The sequence below is a fragment of the Endozoicomonas sp. ALE010 genome (assembly GCF_049310165.1).
Lineage (GTDB): Bacteria > Pseudomonadota > Gammaproteobacteria > Pseudomonadales > Endozoicomonadaceae > Endozoicomonas.
Genome location: NZ_JBLYNV010000003.1, coordinates 82625 through 102412 on the forward strand (window position 1 = coordinate 82625; position 19788 = coordinate 102412).

The 19788-nt window shown below is 47.8% G+C and carries 16 protein-coding genes and 1 pseudogene; 10 read left to right on the plus strand and 7 right to left on the minus strand.

Features of this window, described 5'->3' with window-relative positions:
- Nucleotides 1–6: 6 nt before the first annotated feature.
- The 4 genes from ACO6UY_RS02500 (at nucleotide 7) to ACO6UY_RS02515 (ending at nucleotide 5673) form a co-directional block, all read left to right on the plus strand.
- On the plus strand, nucleotides 7–624 hold the full coding sequence (locus ACO6UY_RS02500) for a DUF4194 domain-containing protein (RefSeq protein WP_101744996.1): 618 nt from the start codon (nucleotides 7–9) through the stop codon (nucleotides 622–624).
- A complete protein-coding gene (locus ACO6UY_RS02505) occupies nucleotides 605–4024 on the plus strand; it encodes an ATP-binding protein (RefSeq protein ID WP_422446376.1) in 3420 nt (1139 codons plus the stop codon). The genes ACO6UY_RS02500 and ACO6UY_RS02505 overlap by 20 nt, the downstream gene beginning before the upstream one ends.
- Complete coding sequence (locus ACO6UY_RS02510; protein ID WP_422446378.1) at nucleotides 4025–5188, plus strand: DUF3322 domain-containing protein; 1164 nt, start codon at nucleotides 4025–4027, stop codon at nucleotides 5186–5188.
- Nucleotides 5189–5448: 260 nt separating this feature from the next.
- Nucleotides 5449–5673: a hypothetical protein gene (locus ACO6UY_RS02515; RefSeq protein WP_422461077.1), complete on the plus strand. Its 225-nt coding sequence runs from the start codon at nucleotides 5449–5451 to the stop codon at nucleotides 5671–5673.
- A 154-nt stretch (nucleotides 5674–5827) separates the two neighbouring features.
- Here ACO6UY_RS02515 and ACO6UY_RS02520 read toward each other — a convergent pair whose 3' ends face one another.
- Nucleotides 5828–6430 (minus strand): hypothetical protein, encoded by a 603-nt coding sequence (locus ACO6UY_RS02520; RefSeq protein ID WP_422443857.1) that lies wholly within the window; start codon nucleotides 6428–6430, stop codon nucleotides 5828–5830.
- Nucleotides 6431–6803: 373 nt separating this feature from the next.
- Here ACO6UY_RS02520 and ACO6UY_RS02525 point away from each other — a divergent pair, with 373 nt between their 5' ends.
- A complete protein-coding gene (locus ACO6UY_RS02525; protein ID WP_422446382.1) occupies nucleotides 6804–8513 on the plus strand; it encodes a choice-of-anchor I family protein in 1710 nt (569 codons plus the stop codon).
- A 69-nt stretch (nucleotides 8514–8582) separates the two neighbouring features.
- Here the strand turns inward: ACO6UY_RS02525 and ACO6UY_RS02530 are convergent.
- The 4 genes and pseudogenes from ACO6UY_RS02530 to ACO6UY_RS02545 form a co-directional block, all read right to left on the minus strand.
- Nucleotides 8583–8780: pseudogene (locus ACO6UY_RS02530) on the minus strand (chorismate synthase); the annotation flags it as partial.
- A 415-nt stretch (nucleotides 8781–9195) separates the two neighbouring features.
- Complete coding sequence (locus tag ACO6UY_RS02535; RefSeq protein ID WP_422488948.1) at nucleotides 9196–10176, minus strand: transposase; 981 nt, start codon at nucleotides 10174–10176, stop codon at nucleotides 9196–9198.
- 78 nt (nucleotides 10177–10254) lie between these two features.
- Nucleotides 10255–10398 carry a hypothetical protein gene (locus tag ACO6UY_RS02540; RefSeq protein WP_422446386.1) on the minus strand — a complete coding sequence of 48 codons (144 nt, stop codon included), beginning with the start codon at nucleotides 10396–10398 and terminating at the stop codon, nucleotides 10255–10257.
- Complete coding sequence (locus ACO6UY_RS02545) at nucleotides 10382–11251, minus strand: hypothetical protein (protein ID WP_422488950.1); 870 nt, start codon at nucleotides 11249–11251, stop codon at nucleotides 10382–10384. The genes ACO6UY_RS02540 and ACO6UY_RS02545 overlap by 17 nt, the downstream gene beginning before the upstream one ends.
- 308 nt (nucleotides 11252–11559) lie before the next feature.
- Here ACO6UY_RS02545 and ACO6UY_RS02550 point away from each other — a divergent pair, with 308 nt between their 5' ends.
- The 3 genes from ACO6UY_RS02550 (at nucleotide 11560) to ACO6UY_RS02560 (ending at nucleotide 14809) form a co-directional block, all read left to right on the plus strand.
- Nucleotides 11560–12168, plus strand: coding sequence for a hypothetical protein (locus ACO6UY_RS02550; RefSeq protein WP_422488951.1), 609 nt, complete (start codon nucleotides 11560–11562; stop codon nucleotides 12166–12168).
- 337 nt (nucleotides 12169–12505) lie between these two features.
- Nucleotides 12506–13708, plus strand: a complete 1203-nt coding sequence (locus ACO6UY_RS02555) for an amino acid permease (protein WP_422488953.1) — start codon at nucleotides 12506–12508, stop codon at nucleotides 13706–13708.
- Nucleotides 13709–13726: 18 nt separating this feature from the next.
- Complete coding sequence (locus ACO6UY_RS02560) at nucleotides 13727–14809, plus strand: class II aldolase/adducin family protein (protein ID WP_422488954.1); 1083 nt, start codon at nucleotides 13727–13729, stop codon at nucleotides 14807–14809.
- A 257-nt stretch (nucleotides 14810–15066) separates the two neighbouring features.
- Here the strand turns inward: ACO6UY_RS02560 and ACO6UY_RS02565 are convergent, their stop codons facing one another.
- On the minus strand, nucleotides 15067–17052 hold the full coding sequence (locus ACO6UY_RS02565) for a hypothetical protein (protein WP_422488956.1): 1986 nt from the start codon (nucleotides 17050–17052) through the stop codon (nucleotides 15067–15069).
- 435 nt (nucleotides 17053–17487) lie between these two features.
- A complete protein-coding gene (locus ACO6UY_RS02570; protein WP_422488958.1) occupies nucleotides 17488–17724 on the minus strand; it encodes a hypothetical protein in 237 nt (78 codons plus the stop codon).
- Between the two features lie 385 nt (nucleotides 17725–18109).
- Between ACO6UY_RS02570 and ACO6UY_RS02575 the strand changes: the two genes are divergently transcribed.
- Both ACO6UY_RS02575 and ACO6UY_RS02580 read left to right on the plus strand, forming a co-directional pair.
- Nucleotides 18110–19297, plus strand: coding sequence for an ankyrin repeat and protein kinase domain-containing protein (locus ACO6UY_RS02575; protein ID WP_422488959.1), 1188 nt, complete (start codon nucleotides 18110–18112; stop codon nucleotides 19295–19297).
- A 123-nt stretch (nucleotides 19298–19420) separates the two neighbouring features.
- A complete protein-coding gene (locus tag ACO6UY_RS02580; RefSeq protein WP_422488961.1) occupies nucleotides 19421–19543 on the plus strand; it encodes a hypothetical protein in 123 nt (40 codons plus the stop codon).
- The last annotated feature ends 245 nt before the right edge of the window (nucleotides 19544–19788 follow it).

Sequence of the window (19788 nt, forward strand, 5' to 3'; positions counted from 1 at the left end):
AACAAAATGAGTAAGAATGAATCAGCCCCATCACAGGGGAACGCCAATCTGGGTGTCGTTGTGGTCAACCTGATGAAAGGTGTTGTCTACCGGGACCAGAATCCAGCGGTATGGCAGCAGCTTGAAGAACTTCATGGGCCAGTATTGGACTATGTCCGGGTCATGGGTCTGGACCTGATCCTGGACGAGGCCGAAGGCTACGCTTTTCTCCGGCAACTGGATGAAGAGACCACCGAAGCAGACGACGACAAGACAAAGCTGCCGCGACTGGTGGCCCGTCGCCCCCTCAGTTTTCCGGTCAGCCTGCTCTGCGTACTGCTGCGCAAAAAAATGGTGGAGCAGGACGCCAGCGGTGGTGATGCCCGGCTGATCCTAAACCGTGAACAGATCGTTGAGATGATGCGGGTGTTCCTGCCGGACCGGGCCAATGAAGCCCGACTGTTTGACCAGATCGATACCCACATCAATAAAGTGGCCGAATTTGGCTTCCTGAAAAAACTGTCCGGCAATCCCCCCGCCTGGGAAGTACGACGCATCATCAAGGCACTGGTGGATGCCGACTGGCTGGCGGATTTTAACGACAAACTCAAGGTATACCGGGACCATGCAGACACACTCGTTTGATTTTTCCGACAGCACAAAACGGGCTGGCTTTCGTCTGGCAGCCCTGGAAGTGCTGAACTGGGGAACCTTTCACAAAAAAATCTGGGTCGCCACCCCCGGTGGTGATAACAGCCTGCTGACCGGGGATATCGGTTCCGGTAAATCCACCCTGGTGGATGGTCTCACCACCCTGTTGGTCCCCAGCCAGAAAATCACCTACAACAAGGCGGCGGGTGCGGAAACCAAAGAGCGCAACCTCACCTCCTATGTGCGCGGATACTACAAAAGCGCCAAGGATGACGACACCCTCAGCGCCAAAGCGGTGGCCCTGCGCGACCATAACAGCTACAGCGTCCTGCTGGCCCGTTTTGTCAACGAAGGGTTTGACCAGACCATCACCCTGGCCCAGGTATTCTGGAGCCGGGATAACAGCAATACGCCGGAGCGCTTCTATCTGGTGGCACGAAAACCGTTATCCATTGCCAAACACTTCAGCGGCTTTGGCAGTGATATTGGTGACCTGAAAAAAAAGTTGAAACGAAAGGAGCACATCAAGCTGTTTGACAGTTTCAGCCAATACCAGGCCGAGTTCCGTCGCCAGATGGGCATTGACAACGATCAGGCTTTGGAGCTGCTTTACCAGACCGTCTCCATGAAATCCGTGGGCAACCTGACCGAGTTTGTCCGCAGCCACATGCTGGAAAGCACTGATGCCGAAGAGAAAGTCAACGAACTCAGTCGTCAGTTTGACAATCTTAACCGGGCTCACGAGGCGGTACTGAAAGCTCGCCAGCAAATTGACCGCCTCGCCCCCATGATTGACAACTGCAACCAGTATGAAAGCATTGAGTCAAGCATTGCGGCCCTGCGCCAGTCCAGAGAAGCGCTGTACGGTTTTTTTGCCGATAAAAAAATCACGCTGCTGACGGAGCGCATCCAACGCCGGGAACAGGAACAGCAAAAACTCGAATCCCGCCTGCAGGAGCTGCGTCTGTCCATTGATGACCTGCGCACCACCAGCCGTGAACTGGAACGGGCCATTGACCAGAATGGTGGCCAGCGCCTCTCCGAACTAAAAACAGAACTGGAACGACTGGGACGGGAACGGAACCGCATCGCCAAAGCCTGTGATGATTACCAGGCACTGTGCAACATCCTGGAATTCTCCCAACCTGCAGACGACGATGGTTTTTTTCATAACCGGCAGCAGGCGGAAACCGGACTGCAATCCCTGGAGAAACAGCAGGCCGATCTGCAAAACCAGCAAGTGGAACACCGCGTTGAGTTCCAGAAACTGCGCAGTCAGCACGATGAACTGGAAGCAGAGATCGCCTCGCTGAAAAGTCGTCAGTCCAATATCCCCAGCCGCAACCTGGCCATCCGTCAGGCCCTGAGTGAATCCCTCAACCTGCCGGAATCCACCCTGCCCTTTGCCGGTGAACTGCTCCAGGTTCGCGAAGAAGACAAACACTGGGAAGGGGCGGTTGAACGAGTACTCCATAATTTTGCCCTGAGCCTGCTGGTGCCCGATGAGCACTACCAGTCCGTTGCTGACTATGTGGATCGCACCCACCTCAAGGGACGTCTGGTCTATTACCGGGTTCGCCAGCCCGCCCGCGCCACGGCCGATACCCTTGACCCTCGCTCCTTGTGCCGCAAGGTCTCGATCAAGACCGACAGCCAGTTTTACAGCTGGCTTGAGCATGAACTGTCCCAGCGCTTTGACTATATCTGTTGCGATCAGCTGGCCGACTTCCGCCGGGAGGTTCGGGCCATCACCACCGCCGGACAGATCAAAAGTGGCGGCAGCCGCCATGAAAAAGACGACCGTTACCGTATTGATGACCGTTCCCGTTTTGTCCTGGGCTGGAGCAACCGGGAAAAAATCTTCACCCTGGAAGCCACCCGTAAACAGCTGGAAGCCGACATTCAGAAATCCGCCAGCGCTGAGATGCGGTTTAACCAGCAGATCAACCAGCTGAACCAGCGGCAGTTAGATCTGAAGCTGCTGCTGAAATACGCGGATTTTGCCGAAATCAACTGGCAGCCCCTGGCCATTCAAATCAACAGCCTGGAACAGGAAAAGCAGCAGCTTGAAACAGGCTCCGACATTCTTCGCACCTTGCGCGAACGCCTGGAACGTTGTGAAGCAGCTACTCGTGAAAAAGAGGAACAGGAGCGTAAACTGACCAGGGAGTCCGGTACCGCTGCAGAGAAGCTGAAACAGGATCACAAACTGCTGAAGTTTTCTGAACAACAGCTTTCAGAGCTTCCGGAAACCGCCCGGGAGTCATGCTTTCCCACGCTTGCCGAAATGGAACATGAAGCCCTGGGGGACAAAAAGATCACCATTGAAAACTGCGACAGCTCCCAATCCACCATGCGCAGCTGGCTGCAGCATCGCCTGGATAGCCGGGAGAAAAAGTCCCGGGAACTGGCGGCCCGGATTACCGGGCAGATGGCGGACTATAAAAACGCCTATCCCCAGGAAACCCGTGAAGTGGACGCCTCCATGGGCTCAGTTGCGGAATTCACCGCCATGCTGGAAACCCTGCAAGGGGAAGACCTGCCCCGCCATGAGCAACGGTTTAAACAGATGCTTAATGAAGGCACCATCCACAACATGGCCATGTTCCAGAACTGGCTGGATCATCAGCAACAAACCATTCGGGATAAAATCGCCACCATTAACCGCTCCCTGGCCGCTATTGACTACAGCGACGGCACCTATATACGACTGGTGGCGGACAATCACCGGGACCCGGAGATCAACCAGTTCAAAATCGACCTGAGAAACTGCCTCGGCGATACACTGACCGCCGATAACAGCGATGATGCCTATGCGGAAAACAAGTTCCTGCAGGTGAAAACCATTGTCGAACGATTTAATGGCCGGGAAGGCCAGAGCGAACTGGACAAACGCTGGACCCGCAAAGTGACCGATGTGCGCAACTGGTTCCTGTTCAATGCCTCGGAACGCTATCGAGAAGATGACTCGGAAAAAGAGTTCTATTCCGATGCCGGTGGCAAATCCGGAGGGCAAAAGGAGAAACTGGCCTACACCATCCTGGCGGCAGCACTGGCCTACCAGCTGGGTCTGGAGTGGGGCGAAAACCATTCCCGCTCTTTCCGCTTTGTTATGATCGACGAAGCCTTTGGCCGGGGTTCTGACGAGTCCGCCCGCTACGGGCTGGAGCTGTTTCGCCGGTTGAATCTGCAATTATTGATTGTCACCCCCCTGCAGAAGATTCATGTGATTGAAGATTATGTGAACTCTGTCCACTTTGTTCATAACCAGGGCGGGAACCACTCTATGCTCCGGAACCTGACCATTGAACAATACCGACAGGAGAAACAGCAGGAGCAGGAGCGTCTGCTTAAGGAAACCATAAGCCAGAACCGGGCAGAAGCCATTAGCTAAATGATTACCCTCACCGAACTGCAAAAAAAATCCCTGCGCCCCTGGAGTTCCGGGGCGTTTTTGAGAAGTGTGTTGCAGGGAGAATCCCTGTTTCCGCTGGAAATTACGTTTCGCAAACCTTCCGGCAAAGTGCTCAGCCAGGAGTTTGCCAAAGTGCGGGACTGGATAGCCCTGTTACACAGCAATAGCAAGGCGGTAAAAGGCAGTGGTTATCGGCTGGATTATCGCAGCATCAACCATCAGCAGCTCGGTACCCAGCGCCTGCCCCAGCGCATTGTGTTTGAACACCGGGAAGACTGGCTGGGTTTTATCGGCAAGATCAAAGCCTTTCGCCAGTTTGATGAACTGGCGGGCACAACCAGACGACAGCTGCCAGAGTTAATGCCCTGGCTGCTGGATAAACCGTTAAAAGCCCTGGAGCTGGTTGATAGCTGGCCCCGGTTGCTGAAGGTCTGCCGATATTTTCAGCTGAATCCAAAACCGGGGCGTTACATCCGCCAGTTGGATATCCAAAGTGTTGACAGCAAATTTATTGAAAATAACAAGGGCATTCTCTCGGAGTTGCTGAGCCTGGCCCTTGAACCGGAGGATTTTGATGGGACCATCGCCGGGCTCGCGGAAAACGGTTTTGAGCGCCGCTTTGGTTTACGGTTTGATGAGCCGCTGGTGCGATACCGGTTATTGGATCATCCCGGCCCGGTGACGGATATCACGGTTCCGGTGTCGCAATTTATAGATCCGGGAACCGGCAAGGTGTTTATCACAGAAAACAAGGTCAATGGTCTTGCCTTTCCACCAGTACCGGATGCCATTGTCATCTTTGGGCTGGGCTATGGTATTCAGTCACTGTCTTCCATTGGCTGGCTGAAGGAAAAAGAGATTATCTATTGGGGGGATATTGACACCCACGGTTTTGCCATTCTCTCCCGCCTGCGCCAGCATTTTCCGCAAGTCCGCTCCTTGTTGATGGACCAAGCCACCCTGCAAACGCATTTGGCACTGTGTACAGAGGAGATGGACAGCAAGCGTTTTACTGGTGAACTGCCGGGGCTTACCCCGGATGAATCGCCAGTGTTTGCGGCCCTGAAAGATAATACCTTCGGAAAAAACCTGCGTCTGGAACAGGAGCGTGTTGGTTATGGCTGGCTGTTGGATGCACTTTGACCTGTGATAGCATTAGCAGCGAAAATCCAGGGTGAGGTCTTTCTTTTTGAACACATTCAAGTTTCAAGACCTAACACTGGTTTCTTAATGGTTTCTTAACACTGGTTTCTCTTGTGCGGGGCGGACCATATATAACCTCCAGCTTCTCTTTCCGTATAACATCTATCAGGTATTATTCGAGATTTCATTCCCAACCAGTACAGTACTTAAGAGCTGGCAAGTGTACGGAAGCATTGAGCTTTGAAATTTGAGTTTTGCAAATGAGCATAGTATTCACCCGACAAGATCGAAATCTTTACGACGTACTCAATCAGGCAACTGAAGATGAGCTGCTGCTGTTATCCAAAATTATTGGTGACAAATTCTCCAGTGACATTGATACCAACTGTACGGATCCATTCAAAATTGCCCGCGAGTTGCACCTAATGGGAGGACACTCTGCTGCTAATCTCTGGCGGGGTCACGGTGTCAGCTACAAGCAATAAAAAGGACACCCACTTTTTAAAAAGTGAAGAGAGCGACAGCGTCCCACAACTGGCTTCCTGACAACCCGCAGGGCCTCTGGTAAGCTTGCCTTCAGCTGCTCCCTTGTCCCGTTTTTCCTGACGCTTTCCGCCCTTCATAGGCAGCATTACACCATCAAGAGAGGCCGCTACCGTCGCAGCATTGGCTGGAACCTGAAAGTTGTCTGCCAGACATATACTCAAAAGGTTCAAGATACTGTTCCCACCGTTCACTGAGTTTTGCAGGAAGACGAGCCAAAGTACTGGCCGACGGTTTCATATTTCCCAGCAACTCAAGAAGGCTTGCCACTTCGGTTGGTGGCAACTGAGCCACCATCCATGCCGCTTGCTTTGCCGCCCTGGGTAACCAGAACCCTTCAACAATCCCTGCCTGGAGTTCCAGGGGGACTATACATTTGCTTCCTGAGCCGGATCGATACAGGGTTCGCTTTACCCGGACAGAGCCAGCAGCAGATTGGTATGTTTGATGATTTTGAGCCACCCTGCGATAAACGGTGCCCTTGACCTCAATAGAAGGTTCATTGACGTCCAGTTTTTGGAGGTCTTCAGAGAGAATCTCCTGCTCTGCAAGAGCCATGAGGTTATGCAGTTCATTTTCGTAATCCTCCCAGTGGAGCTCATGGCATGACTGGCGAAGAAGAGATAACCGATGTTGCAGCATCTCGATTGCAGGGCAGTGATTACTAGCGGGAATGGTCAGTGGGTGACATACTTCCATGGAGGGCGGCCTCTCGCAGATGATTCTTTTGTCACATGAAAATCATAGCTGCGTTTGGTCGCCTTTCTTGTTCGGGTATTTTGGCTCCGGGACGTAAATCCTGTGCTCCAGGGTCTGTAGTTGTGCTCAGTATGAGACTTTGACCCTCATGATTCTTAAATTCCCTTTTTGACGTGTTGGTTGACCCTTTTGTGTTTCTGCTGGCCATTGGCGGCACCTGATCCCCGCACGCATCATGCGGACCTATATCAACCGCCCTATTCTGATTGTTTCTCTGTCTCGGTACACCGTGATGATTTAGCTGTCATATTTCTTTCATCATTTCCCGTTATAACTGTTCAGCAACTAAAACAGGACATGACAGGCAAGGCCGATGAAAATCCCTTTCAGCAGAACCGCTCCATTACTGGCAGCTCTGATCATTTCAGGCTGTACTTTGGATATGCAATCTGCCAGCGTAACCCACCCGGATATGCAACCGGTTGGTCGCTATGCATCTGGCACTTTCTTTGAAGGTGCAGCAGAAATTGTCAGCTGGCATAAAACCAGTCAGTCGATTTTTGTCGTGAATGCCGGAGAAAAAACGATTGATATTCTGGATGCCAGCCAATTAACCAGCAAGGCTCTCGCTAACCCACTGACCGATTCAAACCTGACCAAACGAAGCAGCATTGATATTCAAAGCTATCTGCCAGACATCGAACTCGGTGCTGCAAACAGCCTGTCATTACATGATGGCCTGCTGGCTGTTGCCGTTGAAGCTGACATCAAACAGGAAAACGGCGTTGTTATTCTGTTCAACATCGATGATCAAGGTAATGCAACCTACCGGGATTATGTCCACACTTCAGCACTGCCAGACATGGTGACCTTTACCCCAAATGGTAAATATGCGCTGGTTGCCAATGAAGGTGAGCCTTCTGAAGATTACAAAATTGATCCTGAGGGTTCCATCAGCATTATCCAGATCAACGATAACGGTACCGTAGGCGAGGTCAGACAAGTTGGCTTTACTGAGTTTAATAAATACGGTCCAAGGCACAATGAGTTAAGCGAGCAAGTTCGGGTATTTGGCCGAAATGCCACCGTTGCACAAGACCTTGAGCCTGAGTTCATCACCGTATCCAATGACTCTAAAAAGGCTTATGTCAGCCTGCAGGAAAATAATGCTCAGGCAATCATTGATATTGAAGCAGCTGAAGTCGTTAAGATCTTCCCCCTGGGCTACAAAGATTTTGGGAAATACACCGCCGATATCAGTAACAGGGATGGTGGCGTGAATCTGAAAACCTGGGCGGGTGTATACGGTATGTATCAGCCAGACACCCTCGCTTCTTATGAAGCCAATGGCAAAACCTATGTTGTTTCTGCCAACGAAGGTGATGCCCGTGATTACTGGTATGACAGCCCTTCCAGAACAGATTGTCTGAACTCCGGCGGCCTGAAGTTTGATGAAGACGACGGCTGCCTTGCTTATACTGAAGAGTTCCGTGTGAAAAAGGTGAAGGTGGCTGATGAGCACCCAAATGCCGACAAAGCAAAAGATTCAGCCGGGATGGCTCAACTGAAAATCACCAACACTCTGGGAGACAGTGATAACGATGGTGAGTTTGAACAGCTTTATGCTTACGGTACCCGTTCCTTCGCCATCTGGGATGAATCCGGAAATCTGGTGTTTGACTCTGGCGATGATTTCGAGCGCATCACGGCAGAAATACTGAAGTCTGACTTCAATAACAATGACGATGAAACCAAAGGCGATAACCGCAGTGATGACAAAGGTCCGGAGCCTGAAGCCCTGGCCATTGGTGAAATCAATGGAAGACACTATGCGTTTGTTGGTCTTGAGCGTACCGGCGGCCTGTTTATGTACGACATCACCAGTCCGGAATCACCTGAATATGTCCGCTATATCCATAACCGGGACTTTTCCGTGAATGTGGCCGAGCAGCCTGAACTGGCTGGTGACCTTTCACCGGAGGGTATGGTCTTTGTGGCAGAAGCGGACAGTCCCACTGGCAAGCCTTTGCTGATCATTGGCCATGAGGTTTCTGGATCAACCCTTGTCTATGAAATCTTTTAACGACTATTCGTACAGCCTCCCGGGAGGCTAAACGTTTAAAGGCTTCCACCCGGAAGCCTTTTTTATGCTTTAAACAACCGGTATCGGACTAACGACATCGGCATTCTGTGCCCGGTGCCGCAGAAAATGATCCATCAGGGTAATCGCCATCATCGCTTCAGCAATGGGTACTGCACGAATACCTACGCAGGGATCATGGCACCCCTTGGTGACGACCTCCACCGGCTTGCCCTGACTATTAATCAACTTTCCTGAGGTGGTAAAGGACAATAAAAAGAGGACAATAAAAAGAGGACAATAAAAAGAATAAAAAGGACACCCACTTTTTAAATAGTGAAGAGTACATCATTTATTCATTTTTTAAATGATAGTATCCGACCTTCACCACCCCTTGGTAACATTTTGATTTTAAACGATTAAATATCGTGCCAACCATATATTCGAATAGAATATATGGTTCAAAATCAAATGATTACGTTATTTTGGTGGTGAAAGTGGGATAGTATTGATCATTGTAAGAATGTCTCATTCAAAGAATAAAAAGAAGAATTTCTCATTCATACCAAACAGGAAGCGTATAAAAAGCACTCAGCAACAGCCAGATAGAAGACACTATCAAGACAATATAAGAAAGAGCATTCAGAAGATTCTGGCCACATTAAAGTAAATGAAAATACGTTGATCAGGCAGGGTAGAGAGCACCGCTCACAGACATCCCATGAACCCAGCATTTTCCGGTGCTTTCTGCATAAGCCTTCAGTGAGGCCAGCTTGCCGACTGCGCGGTGAAAACGATTATGCCAGCGCATAGTCTCCAGCCATTCTTTTGGGTCAATACCCAAGCGCTCCAGGATAGGTGGTACATCGTCAGTTATACGACCAAGTTTGCCTTTTCGGACAATTCGGCCAGACCAGTCAACCAGTTCAAAGTAGCTACTGAGTGGGTATGGAATCGCCTGTTCCGGGTTTTGACCCTGAGCTTTTAACGGTTTCAAGTGTGTCTTTTGTTTTTTTCCGTTTGCGCTGTCGTATGACTCAATGCGCTCTTTAATAGAAGTATGTTCTGAGGTTTCCAGCGTTGCGGCAATTTTTGCCCGGATGGGGTTCAAGTCGACATAGGCCATGCAAGTCAGCAATGCTGCCTCATCTAACAAAGCCTGACTTTTGTAACGACCTTCCCAAAAGCGCCCTTTGCACTCATCCTCTTTATTGGCCAGCCGGGCTAAATATTCGTTGAGACAGCGCATGAACCAGCTGATATCCATTAACCGACCTCGGTACTTCTGGGCATATGCTTCGACACGCAGCAGCTCTGCTTTGCCCAGCTGATCGCCGACAAGAAAACGCTGAACCAGGTGCGGGCCTGAAAAAAGCTGCGTCCAGCGTTGTAAGACTGCTTTGGTGTCCCATTTTTTGGCTTGCTGACTATTGATATGGAGCACCACATGATAATGATTCGACATCACCGCATAAGCACAGACTTCCAAGGCAAAAATACCGGAAAGTGCTTTCAACCGATCAACCACCCATTGCCTGCGATGCTCATAGTTTTTGCCTGAGAAATTATCTTTGCCGCATAGGAAGGCCCTGCGAACGCAGCGTGCCATACAGTGGTAGTAGGGCGTACTGGCTGGATCTATGAGGTTTTTTCGGGCGGTCGTCATGTCATTTTTTTTGGTTACTGGGTAGATTTCCTTAATACCCTTAAGAGGTTCCAGAAGAAAAACAGACGGTGTGGCCGATTAATCAAATTTTTGGGTGTCTTTTATTTCACCCCAAGTCGTCGGTAACAGCGTGATGGCGCAGTCTGTCAGCACTGTCACCGGGGGCAGCATGCCACTCATCTTCAGCAGCTGCTCTTCAGTCAGTTCAGATTTGCCCGTCACCTGACAGTGTCGCCAGCATCATATTTACCTCTTTCAGGCATTCGTGAAGTTCTATTGCAGCACATGCTGGGCTCGACGGCCAACGTTCCTTTGTCAGCCTTAAAGTTGACTCTGCTCTCATGTTCTGTAGCAGTGTTAAGGCAAGCTTAGGTTTTTTCATAAGCTGCCATTGCCGAACCATAGCAATATCAGCATGATAATTATCTGAAGGCTCACACATTGCCTTCTCATCGGCATGGAGGCTTTTTCTTCTCAGAGTCAGGAGCCGAGCCTCAGCCTGAATGGGCAATCCAAGTTCTTGTTCGCATCGGCTCAGGGTTATATCCAGGTCAGGAATGATCGAAGCCCCGGATGTAGTGCACCATTCAGAACCCCTGAGAACTTGCAGATGATGCTGGGCTTCCGTCAGTTTCTTGTAGGTGTTTTGCTCTACTAGTGACTTTGCAAGCCCTACCAGTGACCTATGGTATTCCAATTCGTCCAGATCCTCTTCCAAGTAGACGCCCCGGAATAACCTTTCCGCATTGCTGAAATTTTGTTTATCCAGTTCTTCGAAGGCGTAATTGATTCTGCCTACGAAGGTATTTAGACCTGGTTTGCGGTTAACCGCATCACTGGTATCTTCATCGGAAGCAACTGCTCTGGAAGAAACCCCAATCTCTTTTTGCCCTGTTGCGGAATCTGCTGTGAAATCTAAATTTACGTGATTAACTGCAGATGGTTCACCGCTGACAGGACTGACGACCCTTCCGAAGACAGTGTTATGCTCCGCTTTAGCCATTTCTGAAGCTTCAGCATAGGGGGCAAAATAATTTCCCCCCTGATTGCATGAGGTTTTAAATAATGGGTCCATGGTTTTTCTCCTATCTTTAATTGTACTTGAGCATGTTGAAAGTCAGTCCTCAAAGGTTATTCATATTCATCAGAGTCTTAAATTAAAAGAAAGTTCCAAAACAGAAGCGAGGGTCAGGTCTTGATTCTTGAATAAAGTCAAGGAAAACGAAAAGCCAGGGTCAGGCCTTTGCATTTGAACACATTCAAGATTCAAGACACTGTTTCTCCCCTAACACCCATGTCAGTGAATCAAACCACAGATATTAATAAACTAAAGCTCATCAAAAACCGTTATCCGTTTTCATATACCAACAAGGAGGTTGAATTATGAACAATCCGATACTGCCCTCAAGCGCTTCCTGGCAGGATTTTTCCAGCTTGCCTGCTCCGGCCATGGAGGAAAACAGCAAGCGTTCCTTATTGTCAAAAGTCGGCAGGGCTGCTGGCAAGGCTGTTGTTATACCATCCCGACTTGCCTCAACGGTGCTTAATGGCGGTATTTTTGCTGCCTATTATGTGACCGCCCTGGCTGCTACCGGGCTTGCTTGCGCCGGAGGCACTGTCTTTGGCATGGCCAAAATTGCTGTAGATGTTGCCAGTGGAAAACCACATAAAAGCCTTCATGAATATACCATCACCGCTGGCCGAGAGACCTTCAACTATCTCTCCCGTCCTTACTACACAATGCCAAAACGTGGATCTGAAGCCATATTCGCCGGTGTTGCCATCGTTGCGGTAACTATCCTGGTATTCCTCGCAGGAGGAGGAGGAGCTAATATTGGTGTTGTGCACTTAGATGACAATTCTGACAGCACTGACTATAACCCTTCAGGCATCAAAGCAGCACTGCATCCATACAGACCTTCTATTCTCCTTGGGCGTAAAATCATGGAGAAAACTACCGGGGTCTTGAATCGTGGCAAGGTTATTGACTAACAAAAACCGGGGGCAAAAAACCTGTGTCATCTATGCCCCCGGTTCTCCGTGAGATTCGTTAAAACACCGCAACCGCCGCTACCAAAGCACTCAGGCAGTGCCTGTAACCCAGTCATCACCGGTTGCCCGCCAGTGAGGGCAAGCAGTCTTAAAGCACACCATCACCTCAACATTCAGTGTTTGTCCTGTTTTTGAATAGCAATCCATTGAAGGATTTTGAAGACGCACTGAATGAACGCTCACACTGCTAATGACATTGATCAATGATCTGATAATGCAAATGTGCCCACCACGGTCGATATAGTCCGTCATGCACTAAAAGAGAAAAAGAAAAATCATGGACAAAAACAACCTGATTGGCAGCATTTTTTTGGTCACGGGAACCACTGTTGGAGCCGGGATGATCGCGCTGCCGGTAACCACAGGCACTTACGGGTTTGCAGCGACCCTCTTTATGTTTATCACCGTCTGGCTTGCTTCACTGGTCATCGCCCTCGCTATGCTGGAAGCTAACCTCCAGCACAAAGAGGGTGCCAACCTGATCACGATGATCTCGGTCACTCTGGGGCGACCCGGAGAGATCATAGGGTGGGGAAGCTGCCTATTATTTCTATATTGCATTCTTGCTGCTTATTTGTCTGGCCTGGGGGAGTTAACAGGCTACTCCTTGTCATATATTCTTCCTCTTGACGTCAACAAGACGACGGCCGTTGTGGTGATTACGGCTATTGCCTCTGGCTTAATATATTCAGGCATAAGAATGTCGGAAAACATCAATCGCGTTTTTGTGATAGGTATTTTGCTGATATTTATCTCTCTTGCCTTCATTTCCACGCCCTATGTGGAAGCTCACAGGCTGAAAATAACAACATTCAACCCACCATTCTTAGCATTACCGGTTATTTTTGCCTCTTTTGGCTATCTGGTCATAGTGCCCACCCTGCGAAGCTATCTACACAGTGACGTGAGAAAAATAAAGATTGCCTGTGTGGTTGGTAGCCTTATACCACTGATCATGTACATTTTATGGGCAACGATTGTCATTGGGGTAATACCTGTTAATGGTGACAACGGTATAGAAAGCATTCTGCACTCTGGTGACCCATCAACAGGCATTTTACGGGCCATGGCAGAGTTCACAGACAATAACAATGTTGTATTGATATTCAAGGCATTCTTTTTTTTAGCCATTGCCACATCATTAATTGGTGTATCCCTGGGAACATTTGATCTTATTTCGGATGGTTTGCAGGCCAACAATATCAAACCCGGCAAGTTTACCCTGACTTTACTGACTTTTGCGCCACCTGCTCTGATAGTCATATTGCTGGATACTGTATTTTTAACGGCACTTGGTTATGCCGCAATATTTTCTGCTGTTGTTTTTGGCATCATTCCGGCCGTACTGCCCTGGGCCGGAAGAAACAAGGGTATCAAAAGCAGTTATCAGTTACCTGGCGGAAAAATAGCTTTCACTTTAATTATTCTCTTTTCCATTGCGGTGATAGTCGCTGAGCTATACAGCATCAATGAGGCATAATTTCAAAAGGATATGAATATGAAAAATAATGTTATTAAAGACCTGGTAAAAATTTGTAAGTACGCCGGTGGCCGCTTCGACCTTGTTCAGGCTGGCGGGGGGAATGCCGGGGCTAAAGCGGATAAAGGCAAACTGCTGGTCTCTCAGGGAGTGGGTTGCGTCCTTTCAGAAACGGAATTGAATCATGGTTATGTAACCGTTGACAGTGAAAAAATACTGGACGTTTTAGATAACGAAGACCTGTTGAAAAAATACAGCCTGAAAGAGAGTGTTAAAATAGCCAATCAAGCGGTCAGGGAAGCTAATGAATTGCCGGATATAAAACCCACCGCCGAAGTCTTTCTTCATGCCCTCCTCCCTTTTAAATATACCCTGCATTTGCATCCTGTCCTTATCAATGCCCTGTTGATAAACCGTGATGCCAAAAAAATCATATCAAACCTATACCCGGATGCTGGTTTTGTCGGGTATGCCGCCCCCGGGCTGGAAGTGTCCATTCTTTTCGCCCAGTACATGCAAAGCCTCACAGGCAAAGAGAAGCCGCATCTCTACTTTATGAAAAATCATGGCATTATGGTTGGTCATGATACTGTCGAAGGATTAATGGCCATTGTTGAAAACATGATGGCCATTGCTGAAAAATACTTTGCAGTTGATTACAGCCACATGAAAAATGCTACAAAAATTGCTGAACTCTATAGCGCAATAACTGGCATTCAGTGCATAGCTCACTGTTGCAACGACCAAACCATCAACCAGGTATACCGTGATGACAAAGAGGCCTTTTTCTTTACTCCCTGTTATCCTGATCAATATGTGTATAATGCGGTTCTGCCGGTGGAGTTGAACGAGTTATCGGCTCAGGAGATTGTGGATTTTAAAATCCATAATAATAATTTTCTACCAAGTGTCGTGGTGTACCAGGATAACATCTACTTTGTATCTACCAATTTAAAAATCACCCATGAGATGGAAGAAGTTTTCAGATCTCACCTGTTAATTGTTACCCTGAACAAACAAAACAGAAAAAAAATAGATACATTAGACAACAGCTTACACAATATTCTATTTTCAGTTAATCCGTTAAACCGATATCATTAGTGCAACTGATTCTCGATGAACCAGTAAGAGACTGTTGCAATGTTTCTTCCCAAGGAAGATATTAAGGAATTCATCACAGAAAACCGGTAACTTTACTCCGCTGTCATTCCATACAGGCGACTGCATGGATGCAGAGTAAGCCGGTGGATTTTTCGCTGCTAATGCCCTTGACGTCTACCGTAAGAGGCTGCCCTACTGCGGCGGTACCGAAAAAAAGAACGGTAACCGCCTTGGGGCTACCTGGCCCGGAATAATTTTTACAAGATACCCGGAAGCACTGGATTTAATGGGTCCACTTTTTGCCTAACTACCCATTGTTTCAGGTCTTCGCTGGTTTCGATGCCCGGTAAACTGGTGACGGTCTGAACCCAGATAAGGCCACCAACCCATGCAAAAGCTTCCGTTGGTGCCCCATCATTTACAAACGTATATTCTCTTTCCGTTGTGCATGCCAGGGGATTAATACCACTGGTAATCGGTTCGTTGGCCTCAGGCTCAACTCCATCAGTCTGCGTGGAGAACCCCCTGGTGGTTCTTCCAGTTGCCGGAGGGTAGTCGAATTCGTCGTAGGCAGGCACGTCAGCTGATTCGCCTCCACGGAAGTTGCCGCCACGAAAGGTGCCTCCACGAAAGGTGCCTCCACGAGAGTTGGCCCCACCAAACAAGCTTCCGAAATCAAACATTTCTCTGGACCCCAACATATTTTTTGACACCTTTGCTTCTCGCACCAAAGCATCCTCTGACTGTTTCAACAAGGTAAATCCGAAGGGAATGGCCAGTCCGGCCTCCCTGGACATGGCCGTTTTGCGGTCAACCCCCATGGCTTCCAGTATGGGTGCCACTTGTTGAATGCCAATGTTGTGCCTTTCTGAATCATTGCGCCCTTGTCCATGGGAAAAAAGCGCTCTCGAAGACGATGGCCGTTCCCCTCCAAACCGCGATACCTCGTGAAGGGCAAAGCCGACATGATGAAAGTCAGCACCTTGATGCAGCCCTTTGGGCATACGCAGCGCCACACTGAGGGGAATCAGTTTATCCATGCCCCGGGGCGAGAACTTCGACAGATACCTCGCTCTGATTGTGCTGTGCAGATCCACAGTGAATTCAGAACCTTCCAGTGCCTTTTCACTACTGGCGCACAGATACACCTGAACGATGGGTATATTCGTATCATCTTTTTTGCCATGATCCCCGATACCCGCAAGCTGCAAACGTTCCTGAACTTCAACAGGAAATTTATCCAGCGTTAGCCATGAAACGTTGACAACAGGCTGAATGTCCTGATTGTTACCGACAACACTCACGCCAATATCGGCCGTTGATACGGAATCGTTGCGAAATACGTTTACTGAAGTCATCCGGACCTGCTCAGCGAGGGAAGTTAACCGCTCCCCACTGGCCACTGTAGTCGTCTTCGGCTGTGTGCACTGGCCACTCATACGCGTCAGGATTTGAGCCATGTTGTTCATGGCAGTCCCGGTTCCGGAAGGGTCCAGGGAGTAATGCTCAAGCTGACGGGTAAACAAATCAAGGCCTTTATTACATCGCTGCTGTTCAGGGAGTTCACTTGCCCGGCTCCCCGCCATCGCATCGTCATAGGCAGGGGGCGCTGATGGGGCTGGATTTTCCGGTGGATAATGAAGGGCTTGTTGTTCCCTGGGGAGCTGCTGAAAAACATCAGGATTCATTGCCTGGCCGGTGGTACCACCATCACCAGAAGGAAATCCCTCACTTGAAGGAAGACCAGCGGACATGCCGGGTAAACCATGCTCACCGGCTTCCTGCTCCCGCTTATGCACATTGATTTCATCGATCAGGCAATCAATTCCCATGCTCAAGCAGCTGTTAGGTTCCCGGATAAGCTTACAAAATTTTGTCGCTTCAGGCCCTTCAACGCCCTCCCCAAGATTCAGGAATTCCTTTTGGAGGTGCTGGAGCAGCCCGGTAATAAGCTGGCGCTTTTCGCCGCCAGGACAACTGGACTTATCAATATTGGCAAACCCTGAAACCCTGAGCTGCTCTCTCAGTGCTTTAATTTTGAAGCCAGGATCCGGATCCGCTGCCGTGCAGAGTTTTCTAGCGATCTCTTGGACCTCCATTACTTTCCTGTTTTGCAGGAATTTAGCAAGATCCATGTGCGTTATGTTACTGCGCTCAATTCGCCTGACTGCCTGGCTGCCAACGGGTTGTGGTAGCAATGGATTTTGGGGAATGAATTGAAGGTTTGATTTGGTAATATTCATAATCGATCAGCTCTAAATACAAATTTTCCTTATTAGATTGCCTGGTTGGCTAAAAGTTCAATTGATAATGATTGGCTATTGAAACATTTGGGGAAATGCGGAACTTTTATCAGAAAAAAGTGATTAGTCAGTTATAGTTTCACAATTCAACAAACCAACAGGTTAATTTTCAAATGGACAGAGTTCTTGCAGACTCAAAAGCAGCACTCTACGCTAATCAACCTTGCCAACAGGTTCTTTCAGAAAATTCCATACCTACTGAAGATTCGAGTCTACAGCCACGACTGCTGGCTATTTTGCACAAATACCCACTTCAGCCCGTGAAAACTACCTGAAGCAGGAAGTAACTAACCAGAAGACACCATCTCCCCCCCTTTCAATCGATGATTTTTCAATATCCAATTCACCAGCTACTACTAAAGAGTTACGACTTCCTCAGGCAACTGATCCTTCTGTCTCTGGTGAATCTGAAAACGTTACGCTTGAAAAGGTGCGCGTTAAGTTTAAAAAAGATTTGCGCATTTCCCCAACACTCAGGGAGATCGAAACCAGATTCCACCAAACCGAAAAAGGCAAGGCATGGGAAGCCGACAAAAAAGCATTTAAAAAGTCCTTTATAATCGATGTATAAGGAAATGAAGGAGAAGAAGAGTCGGCAGCTAACCCAGACAAAATCGAATCATCTCCCCCCGGACATGCCTTGAATGGAACCTGATAATCCCGATAAGGTCAAACGTCGGCATTTACAGTCCATAGTTCTATTGTTGACAAGGTCTCTGATCCAGAGTAAATGTCGCTGAGAACAACTTTGGTCAAACGTATTGTCATGCAAGGTTTAATTGACGAATGAGTCAGTTATCAAATCGAGAGAGCACCCTTCTTGTTACCCACTGATTCTAATAGCAGAAAAGAAAGTCAGTCATGCCTTTTCAGGCCAGTTAAAAAGTCGAACATCGCGTATGTTATAACAACTTGCTACTCGGTTAGTGATTTTGCATATGCATGTGTTTTTTAATTATATTCCATATGTTTTATTTTTTAAGATTGAGCAATGAATATGATTCCAATTAATGACTTTAATAAATGTAAAACTACCCAAAGTGTTTTTAAAACTGTTGAATTGATCAGCACTGGCTTTAAAAGTCGATATATCAGAGTTTGTGAGAATGAATCAATGGTTCGACTTATCATAAAACCGGACAATATGACTCTTAATAGCTACCAAAAAGAATTGTTAATTTATCGGCACATTCAGAGTGTTTGTTTAGAGAAGCAAATAGAGTGGCCGACTTACATCCCGAAATTCTACGGTGAATGCTACGTAAGAATGGTTGGAGAGTCTGAGGATAGCGATGTGATTCTTGATTTTATAGAGGGGGATAAAGATCTACATTCAGAGCAGAAAAAAGACAGCCTTGATTTACAGAGGGCGATTGCGATTGAGTATTTCCCACCTCCCTATAAGTCTCTTGCAAGCTTGAGTGATGTTGAAAGGCAGGCACTTGATGAATATGTTGCGATAGATGCGGCTATGTCATTGAGGGATTTTCATAACACATACAATACTTGCATTGATCTGGATCTCCATATTCATAATGTTTTATTCAACCCACAAGAAAGGTCAATCGTATTTATTGACTTTGAGCATTCCAAAATTTGCCTTGATGAGGATAAATTGACTGATGGTGATATTGAATTAATGGCTAGAAGCTTTTTTAGTATTATGGAAGCAGCTTATATTCCTCTTACTGAACATCAGTCTTTTTTTCATGACTATAGATTAGCCCTTGCATGTATTAGTGGGAAATATGGAACAGACTATGAGCTAAGAACTATTGAGAGCCGTCACCCCATATTTGATTCTATAAAGGAAGGAAATCTGGATGCTTTGAAAAGTTGTGTCACCACTGAGTTGTTAAATACTTTACGATCATCTCAACATGACAAAACTCCCTTGATGGAAGCTGTGTTCCGAGGAAATATTGATATCGCAGAGTATCTGATAGATTGCGGTGCTGAGGTTAACTCAAAATCGGGTATTTATCATTCAACACCAATATGGAGGGCCGTTTTTGATGGAGATCTACCAATGGTTAAATTACTTGTAAAGTATGGGGCAGATGTCAGCGAACCTAATAAAGATAGCCAAACTCCACTGGATACTGCTTATATTAAAGGGTGTGATAGCATTATTGAAACATTATTAATGCATGATGCAAAGAGAGGTGATGAATTAACGCAGTAAAGATCTAAACATGATTGGGTGAAAGTCTCATACTGACTGTCTTTTCAGAGTTTGCGCTCCACGGAATGCCCCATAGCAACAAATTTCGCCCGGCCTGGTATAGGGTAACGGCCAAACACCGGTATGATGCTTACTGGAATACGACACCGTTCCAGTGAGAGGCAGGTTAGCCATAAAGGGCAAGAGTTCCTTGCGGTTAAGTTTCTTTTTGAGAGCCACATGACCTTTGGCATCAACACCATGTAACTGGAAACTCTTTTACTCAGATCAATTCCGAAAAAAGCTACCTGACCTTTTTATTAGTTCCTGATTTGTTACGCTTGCCCATGGTTCGCTCCGTTTCTTATTCTGAATGATGTTCCGTAAAACTCATTCTATCTTGGCTCATTTGAAGCCGTTTTGGGAGCGGGGCGGACCATTCCATTAGGTCTTTAATTATGAGTGACAGCTGTTGCTTATACTAATAAGAAAAGACATTTGCACAATGTAAG

Excerpts from the sequence above, each read along its gene's own strand:
- ACO6UY_RS02500 (WP_101744996.1), top strand. The coding sequence starts at position 7 with ATGAGTAAGAATGAATCAGCCCCATCACAGGGGAACGCCAATCTGGGT.
- ACO6UY_RS02505 (WP_422446376.1), top strand. The coding sequence starts at position 605 with ATGCAGACACACTCGTTTGATTTTTCCGACAGCACAAAACGGGCTGGC.
- ACO6UY_RS02510 (WP_422446378.1), top strand. The coding sequence starts at position 4,025 with ATGATTACCCTCACCGAACTGCAAAAAAAATCCCTGCGCCCCTGGAGT.
- ACO6UY_RS02515 (WP_422461077.1), top strand. The coding sequence starts at position 5,449 with ATGAGCATAGTATTCACCCGACAAGATCGAAATCTTTACGACGTACTC.
- ACO6UY_RS02520 (WP_422443857.1), bottom strand. The coding sequence starts at position 6,430 with ATGGAAGTATGTCACCCACTGACCATTCCCGCTAGTAATCACTGCCCT.
- ACO6UY_RS02525 (WP_422446382.1), top strand. The coding sequence starts at position 6,804 with ATGAAAATCCCTTTCAGCAGAACCGCTCCATTACTGGCAGCTCTGATC.
- ACO6UY_RS02535 (WP_422488948.1), bottom strand. The coding sequence starts at position 10,176 with ATGACGACCGCCCGAAAAAACCTCATAGATCCAGCCAGTACGCCCTAC.
- ACO6UY_RS02545 (WP_422488950.1), bottom strand. The coding sequence starts at position 11,251 with ATGGACCCATTATTTAAAACCTCATGCAATCAGGGGGGAAATTATTTT.
- ACO6UY_RS02550 (WP_422488951.1), top strand. The coding sequence starts at position 11,560 with ATGAACAATCCGATACTGCCCTCAAGCGCTTCCTGGCAGGATTTTTCC.
- ACO6UY_RS02555 (WP_422488953.1), top strand. The coding sequence starts at position 12,506 with ATGGACAAAAACAACCTGATTGGCAGCATTTTTTTGGTCACGGGAACC.
- ACO6UY_RS02560 (WP_422488954.1), top strand. The coding sequence starts at position 13,727 with ATGAAAAATAATGTTATTAAAGACCTGGTAAAAATTTGTAAGTACGCC.
- ACO6UY_RS02565 (WP_422488956.1), bottom strand. The coding sequence starts at position 17,052 with ATGAATATTACCAAATCAAACCTTCAATTCATTCCCCAAAATCCATTG.
- ACO6UY_RS02575 (WP_422488959.1), top strand. The coding sequence starts at position 18,110 with ATGATTCCAATTAATGACTTTAATAAATGTAAAACTACCCAAAGTGTT.
- ACO6UY_RS02580 (WP_422488961.1), top strand. The coding sequence starts at position 19,421 with ATGATGCTTACTGGAATACGACACCGTTCCAGTGAGAGGCAGGTTAGC.